This window comes from Flavobacterium sp. (genome assembly GCF_044361065.1).
Taxonomy (GTDB): Bacteria; Bacteroidota; Bacteroidia; order Flavobacteriales; family Flavobacteriaceae; genus Flavobacterium.
This window is the reverse complement of the sequence record NZ_JBIKJI010000107.1, coordinates 1-7,597: the sequence shown is the minus strand read 5'-3', so window position 1 is coordinate 7,597 and position 7,597 is coordinate 1. Positions and strand designations below refer to the sequence as shown.

General features: G+C 32.2%; 8 protein-coding genes and 1 tRNA gene. 5 read left to right on the top strand and 4 right to left on the bottom strand.

Translation table 11 applies throughout. The annotated features are described in order from the left end of the window. Window positions 1-400, bottom strand: a 400-nt coding sequence (locus ACIQ11_RS07380) for a hypothetical protein (protein ID WP_396154029.1), incomplete at its 3' end; no start/stop codon positions are given. 120 nt (window positions 401-520) lie between these two features. On the opposite strand from ACIQ11_RS07380, the gene ACIQ11_RS07375 reads away from it, so the two are divergent. The 3 genes from ACIQ11_RS07375 to ACIQ11_RS07365 all read left to right on the top strand — a co-directional run bounded on the left by ACIQ11_RS07375 (window position 521) and on the right by ACIQ11_RS07365 (window position 1,903). After that, a complete protein-coding gene (locus tag ACIQ11_RS07375) occupies window positions 521-1,261 on the top strand; it encodes a DUF4369 domain-containing protein (RefSeq protein ID WP_396154028.1) in 741 nt (246 codons plus the stop codon). Further along, window positions 1,216-1,674: a TlpA family protein disulfide reductase gene (locus ACIQ11_RS07370; protein WP_396154030.1), complete on the top strand. Its 459-nt coding sequence runs from the start codon at window positions 1,216-1,218 to the stop codon at window positions 1,672-1,674. The genes ACIQ11_RS07375 and ACIQ11_RS07370 overlap by 46 nt, the downstream gene beginning before the upstream one ends. A gap of 148 nt (window positions 1,675-1,822) precedes the next feature. Next, window positions 1,823-1,903 (top strand) — tRNA-Tyr (locus ACIQ11_RS07365). A 205-nt stretch (window positions 1,904-2,108) separates the two neighbouring features. On the opposite strand, the gene ACIQ11_RS07360 is transcribed toward ACIQ11_RS07365, so the two are convergent. Beyond that, the gene (locus ACIQ11_RS07360; RefSeq protein ID WP_396154027.1) at window positions 2,109-2,804 is read right to left on the bottom strand and encodes an SIMPL domain-containing protein; all 696 of its coding nucleotides are present in this window, start codon (window positions 2,802-2,804) and stop codon (window positions 2,109-2,111) included. A gap of 47 nt (window positions 2,805-2,851) precedes the next feature. Next, entirely contained in the window at window positions 2,852-3,490 is a 639-nt protein-coding gene (locus tag ACIQ11_RS07355) for a rhomboid family intramembrane serine protease (protein WP_396154026.1), read from the bottom strand. A gap of 119 nt (window positions 3,491-3,609) precedes the next feature. On the opposite strand from ACIQ11_RS07355, the gene ACIQ11_RS07350 reads away from it, so the two are divergent. Continuing rightward, on the top strand, window positions 3,610-4,482 hold the full coding sequence (locus ACIQ11_RS07350; protein ID WP_396154025.1) for a lysophospholipid acyltransferase family protein: 873 nt from the start codon (window positions 3,610-3,612) through the stop codon (window positions 4,480-4,482). Window positions 4,483-4,636: 154 nt separating this feature from the next. On the opposite strand, the gene ACIQ11_RS07345 is transcribed toward ACIQ11_RS07350, so the two are convergent. Then, complete coding sequence (locus ACIQ11_RS07345) at window positions 4,637-6,121, bottom strand: aminotransferase class V-fold PLP-dependent enzyme (protein WP_396154024.1); 1,485 nt, start codon at window positions 6,119-6,121, stop codon at window positions 4,637-4,639. A gap of 83 nt (window positions 6,122-6,204) precedes the next feature. Here ACIQ11_RS07345 and ACIQ11_RS07340 point away from each other — a divergent pair. Next, window positions 6,205-7,597: YdiU family protein (locus ACIQ11_RS07340; protein ID WP_396154023.1), on the top strand; the 1,393-nt coding region annotated here is incomplete at its 3' end.

The window sequence follows — 7,597 nt, the reverse complement described above, 5'->3', positions numbered from 1 at the left end:
TTTCTTTTATTCTTTTTGCTGTGTCGGAAGCATTTCTTACAATTTGATGGGCATAGTTTGGATGATTTTTATGATTAAATTGCACCTCGTTTTTTGCTTCATTTATTTCAATAAAAAACAATTTTTCAGTGTCATTATTGGGATAAAAATCAGTCCATCTGGCAAATCCTACAATTTCAGTTTGATTTTTATAGTCCGCATTCGTTATCAATCTCCAACGGCAATTGGCAGCTCTTCCCCAATGGTTGGATTTTCTATAAACACCCAATTCTGTAAAATAGTACGCACTTCCGGACGCACTTTTGTAACCTAATTTTAAATCTGCAACTGCAGAATCTTCTACTTGCTGAAACAAGCAAAACGTATGTTTGTGAAAATTAAATTTATTGTAACTATTCATTTCACAAAGATAGTGATATCTATTGTGGGATTTAAACGATTTTATTAATCCTAAAAAAATTATTACATTTGCCTCTAATAAATAACTGAATTTTCAGCATAACCATTTAGAAAAAAAACAATGAAACAAGTAGTACTATTATTTTCGGCATTAATATTAATTTCTTGCAATAAATTTAAAATTGAAGGAACTGCAAAAGGAGTAAAAGACGGCACCAAAGTATTTTTAGAAGGTTCTGGAGAAATGGGACCTATCGCTATGGACACAGTAGAAATCAAAGAAGGAAAATTTGAATTTGAAGGAAAAAGCGAACTTCCAGAAATAGGTATTGTAAGTATTGAAGGTGTAATTGATCCACAATATCAATCTAAAAAAGCACTACCTTTTATTATTGAAAGCGGTACGATAGAAATTGCTTTTGACATCAAAGACATTCAAAAATCAAAAATATCTGGAACAACTGATAATGATTTGTTTCAAAAATATACAGATGAATCGGTACTTATTAACAAACCGATTATGGATTTTCAGAAGAACAACAATGAAGCCATGAAAAAAGCTATGGAAACCAATGATGTAGCTGTTCAGACCCAACTAAATCAAGAATATGGCAAATTAGCGCAATCTATTTCTGCTAAGATGGATGCGAAATCTAAAGATTTTATGAAAAACAATCCAAGTTCTATACTTTCGATGTTATTTTTAGAAAATTATGTTAGTAGAGGAATGATGCAAGGAAAAGATGCGAAAGTAGCATTTGATAAATTAGACAAAAAATTACACGGAACAAAAAGCGGTAAAAATGTAAAAAAAGCATTAGACGCGCAATTAAAAGCCGCTGCTCCAGAAAAAAAAAAGTAAATAAGGCACCTAATTTTTCAGCAAAAACGCCAGATGGCAAAACCGTTACGTTAAAAGAATCGTTAGGAAAAGTTACTATTATTGATTTTTGGGCTTCGTGGTGCGGACCTTGTAGAGCTGAAAATCCAAATGTAGTTGGCATTTATAATGAATTACACAGTAAAGGTTTAAATATTATTGGTGTTTCATTAGATGAAGACGCTGCAAAATGGAAAGCTGCTATTGCAAAAGACAAATTAACGTGGACTCAGGTTTCTAATTTAAAAGGTTGGGAAGATCCTATTGCAACTGCATATAAAGTTGATCAAATTCCTGCCACATTTATTTTAGATGCAAAAGGAAATATTATTGCCAAAAACCTTAGCGGCGAAGAATTAAAAGCTAAAATAAAAGAAACATTAGGCATAAAATAATAAATAATTATCCCATTTAGTTTGAAAGAATTAAATGGGATTTTTTTATGTTTTTAGTTTTCAGAACGTTATAAAATATTTTATACATTACAGTAAAATAAGTTTGCAACAATAAAAAACAATTATATATTTGCAATCGAAATGGCCTGGGGAGATACTCAAGCGGCCAACGAGGGCAGACTGTAAATCTGCTGTGAAAACTTCGCAGGTTCGAATCCTGCTCTCCCCACAAAAGCACTTCTAACGAGGTGCTTTTTTTATAGTTGATGGTAAAATATCTAAAAACTACTTTCATACACTATCTATACATTAACTAAGGAGTATCCATACACACTGTTATTGTGTATAGCTATTTTAGGGCAAGACAACTCGCCATTCTTAGATTATAAAAAGCCAGAAGTATATTCTGGCTTTTCTATTTTATGTCAAGTTGTTTATTCTAAAACAAAGGAAACTAAAACGTTGGATACAATTTCAATTTCTCCAATAGCCAATGTTTCTTTTGGCTGGGTGGCTTCGCTATCAGCCATCATTCCTTTAGCCATAAAAACGGGTTGCGGATAATTCGTTTGTGAATTGTCAGAAATTGAAATGGCTTTTCCAACTTTCTGTCCTGGCAGTACTGAAACGTAATCTTCTGCTTTTTTCTTAGCGTTTAATATGGCTTTTTTTCTTGCTTGGGATTCAAATAGTTCCATTTTTGAAGATTTAAATTCTACACCATTTATTACATTTATGCCTGTTTCCATCACATCCATCATAAACGCATTGTATTTAGAAATGTCTTTTAAGGTAACCGAAATAGTTTGATTGGCTTGGTACGAATATTTCTTTTTTTCAAAATCATAATTTTTGTACAAACTCAATTGGGTGGTTTGATAATCTGTAACTGAAATTCCAATTTTTTTGATGTACGCAATGACTTTATCAATCGTTACATCATTTAATTGTTTGACTTCTTTCGGGTCTTTTCCGTTGTTCTGCACACCCAATTGAATTAATGCAATGTCAGGCGTTACTAAAATTTTTCCTTCACCAGAAATAGAAATTTGTGGCGTAAATTTAGTTTGTTCTTGACTCATTCCTACCATAGAAATGAATCCTGTAAGTAGTAAAATAACTTTGTTCATAATTGATATATTTAGGATACTAATTATGAAATCAAATAGTATGCCACTTATATTTTTTTGGTTTTTACTAAATACATTAAAACCGCAATGGGGATTAATAAAATTCCAATAAAAATTAATCGGGATTGAAACAAACTTGGTACTAAAAGTAATGTAATTAGTAAACCACCAATGGCACCACCTAAATGCGCGGTATGCCCAATGTTATCATTTCTCCCTTTAATACCATAAACGGAATATCCCAAATACAGAAAAGCAAAAATATACCCCGGAATAGGAATAGCAAAAAACATTCTCAATTCGATTTCTGGATACAATAAAATGGCACAATAAATAATTCCTGTCACCGCACCCGAAGCACCAATTGCCGAATAATAGGGTTCGTTTTTATGTATGTAATAGGTTAATACACTACCGATTAACATACTTCCAAAATAAATAAGTAGAAAATTTGAGGTACTAAATTCTTGAGTTAAAAAATTGGCAAAACTCCAAAAACTATACATATTAAACGCAAAATGAAACCAATCTGCATGTAAAAAACCGGATGTAATCATTCGAAATTGTTCGCCTGATTTAATTTTTGAAATGCTAAATTTAAAACGTTCAAAAAAAGCAACATTGGACAAACCCATAAACGTAACCAAGGCTGTAATAGCAATAATAATGGTTGAAATAGAATACATATCTAAAAATTTAATGAAGCTAAAGGTACTATAATTATTGAAAAATCAATACCAAAAACATATTATCCTATTATTTTCTAAGAAATAACAAAACACGTATATTTGTAAAAAAAATATTCATGCAATTTCTATTATATCTTATCATTTACCCGTTCATTTGGATAATTTCTATACTACCTTTTCCTGTATTGTACTTTTTATCTGACTGTTTGTGCTTTCTTATTTATCGTATCTTTAAATATAGAAAAAGAGTGGTACGTGGTAATATCGCCTTAGCGCTTCCGCATTTAACTGAAGAAGAAAGAACGAATATTGAGAAAAAATTCTACGCTCATCTCTGCGATTTATTTCTTGAAATGATAAAAACATTATCTATTTCAAAAAAGGAAATTGAAAAACGCTACACCTTTTCAAATATGGAAGTGTACTATGAATTAGAAAAAAGAGAAAAAAGTATTGCTTTGTTATGTGCGCATTATGCGAGTTATGAATGGGCGGTTTCTATGAATTATCATATTCATTTTATGGGTTATGGTGTCTATAAAAAATTAGCCAATCCGTATTTTGATAAATTAGTTCGTCAAATTCGTTCTAAATTTAAAAGTAATCTAATTGATAGTAAAGAAACCATTCCAACTATGGCTACTAATTTTAGAAATAAAAATTATAGTTTATATGGTTTGGTTAGTGACCAATCGCCAAAATTAAGCGCTACTCACCATTGGGAAAAATTTATGGGAATCGAAGTTCCGGTTCATACAGGCGGGGAAATGTTAGCTAAAAAATACGATATGAATGTGATTTTCTTAAAAACTAAAAAATTAAAACGTGGGTATTATGAAGGTAGTTTCGAAATCCTTTGTGATGAAAACATCAAAGACATTCCGAATTACGAAATCACAAGCAATTTCCTAAAATTAGTAGAACAGCAAATTTATGACGCACCAGAATTTTACTTGTGGACGCATAAACGTTGGAAGCATATGAGGTAAAAGGCTTTAGGTATTGGGTAAAAGGTAAAGGGTTTTGGGTTAAATGCAAAAGTAAAAAGTAATGAGTAATAAAGTAAGAACTAAACCTGTCTATGTTTTCTTTATTTAGCGAAGCCACTCAACCTGTTTTATATTTTACTATGTTCCTATGTGTCTAAAGAAACCAACTTTTCACCATAGCTACTTCTGGCTTGGTATCGTCTTTATGATTGAAATCGTTTTTAATTGGATTATATACATAATCTTCTTGCCAAGAAGTGAAGTTTTCTGCTACATCAATAATAGCATCACAAACCAACTGAATTTCTTCTGACGTAGTTGTAGGATGAATTGACATTCTAATCCAACCTGGTTTATTGGTTAAATCGCCTTCATTAATACTGCAAGTAATAGAATTTGAGGTTTCTTGGTTTACATTTAGCAAATAATGCCCATATGTTCCGGCGCAACTACAACCTCCACGAACTTGAATTCCGAATTTATCATTTAATAATTTTACCCCTAAATTAAAGTGTAAATCGGTAATATAAAATGAAATTACCCCTAACCTATCCGAATGCTCTGCGGCTAAAATATGTATATTTTCGATTGGTGCTAATCGTTCAAAAATATAATCAACTAATTCGTGTTCTCTTTCTAAAATAGATTGCACACCCATTTTTTCTTTCAACTGAATCGCAAGCGCCGTTTTTATCACTTGTAAAAAGCCAGGCGTTCCTCCGTCTTCTCTATCTTCAATATTGTCAATATATTGGTGTTCGCCCCAAGGGTTTGTCCAAGAAACCGTTCCACCACCAGGACAATCTGGAATGTTATTTTTATAAAGTTCTTTGTTAAAAATCATCACACCACAAGAACCAGGTCCGCCTAAAAATTTATGTGGCGAAAAGAAAATCGCATCTAAATACGCTTCTTTATCTTCTGGATGCATATTAATTTCCACGTAAGGTCCTGAACAGGCAAAATCAACAAAGCAAACACCGTTATTTTGATGCATAATTTTGGCTACTTCGTGATAAGGTGTTCGAATTCCTGTTACGTTTGAACAAGAAGTTATAGATGCAATTTTAAAACTTCTATCCTTATATTCATACACTAATTTTGTGAAATTATCTATAGAAAACAAGCCATTTTCATCTGCTGGAATCACTACCACATCGGCAATAGTTTCTAACCAAGATGTTTGATTAGAATGATGCTCCATATGCGATATAAAAACAATCGGCTTTAACTCACTAGGAATGGTAGTATATTCTTTTAAATTTTCTGGAATTCGAAGACCTAAAATACGCTGTAATTTATTTACAACGCCTGTCATTCCAGTTCCGTCTGTAATCAAAACATCATTATCTGTAGCATTTACGTGGTGTTTTATAATATGACGGGCTTCATGATATGCCATCGTCATTGCTGTTCCAGTTATTGATGTTTCTGTATGCGTATTGGCTACAAAAGGTCCAAAAGTATCCATTAGTTTTTCTTCAATTGGTCGATACAATCTTCCGCTTGCCGTCCAATCTGTATAAACAATTTTTTGTTTTCCAAATGGCGAAACAAACGATTGGTTAATACCGATGATATCTTTTCTAAACTGCTGAAAATAAGTTTCTAACTTAGATTTTGTTTCTATTGCATTCATCCTATGAAATTTGTACAAATATACATTTTAATAGACAATATTTAAAAAATTTATTCTGTAACTTTGTGAATTATTAAAAGCTAATGTCTATTCAATTTCTACATAAGTTCATTACAAATTTACCTTCAGATCCAATTGAAGAAAACTATACGCGTCAAGTAAATAATGCCGCTTTTTCATATGTAAAACCGAAAATACCAAGACGTCCAAAATTGATTCATCTTGCCAAAGAAGTTCAGAATTTAATTGGTTTTTCGGATGATTTTGTTGCTTCAGAGGCGTTTTTAAATTTAATTTCTGGTGCCGAAATTATAGGAAACGCTAAACCGTTTGCTATGAACTATGCTGGTCATCAATTTGGGAATTGGGCAGGACAATTGGGAGATGGTAGAGCTATTGTTTTAGGTGAAATTGAATACAACAAACAACTCTTTACGTTACAATTAAAAGGAGCAGGTCCTACTCCCTACTCCAGACGAGCAGATGGTTTGGCAGTGTTACGATCTTCTATTCGAGAACATTTATGTAGTGAAGCTATGTTTCATTTGGGTGTTCCAACAACACGTTCTTTATCTTTAGTTTCCTCTGGTGACGAAGTGGTTCGAGATGTAATGTACGATGGAAATGCAGCATTAGAAAAAGGGGCAATTGTTTGCAGAATAGCACCAAGTTTTATTCGTTTTGGAAGTTTTGAATTGTTTGCCTCACAAAATGACATTCCGAATTTAAAATTACTTGCCGATTATACGATTACAAATTATTATCCTGAAATTAATACAGCGGGAAAAGAAAAATACATTGCATTTTTTAAAACTGTTGCCGAAAAAACAAGAGATATGATTGTGCATTGGCAACGTGTGGGTTTTGTACACGGCGTAATGAATACAGATAATATGAGTATTCACGGCATCACCATTGATTACGGACCTTATGGGTGGCTTGAAGATTACAATCCAAATTGGACACCAAATACAACTGATGCAGCAGGGAAAAGATACCGTTTTGGCAACCAATCGAATATTGCATTATGGAATTTATATCAATTAGCAAATGCGTTATATCCGCTAATTGAAGAAGCAGCACCTTTGGAAGAAATTCTAAATGATTATGCCAAAAAATACGATGAAGCTTTTTTAGAAATGATGTTGAAAAAACTGGGTATTACATCCAAAAATGACGAAAACGAAAAGCTGATTCAACAATTGCTATATAATTTAGAACAAACGGAAACAGATTATACGATTTTCTTTAGAAATTTAAATCAGATTGAAAAAACAGATACAAGTGAAGTTTGTGTATCAAAAATTACTGCTGCGTTTTACAAACCTGAAGAGGTTACAGGCATTATTTTAGAAACTTGGCATTTTTGGTTTGCACATTATGTAACACTTTTAAATAAAGAACTACTTTCAGACCAAGAGCGAAAAACACTTCAAAATTCGGTGAATCCGAAATATGTTTTACGTAATTATATGG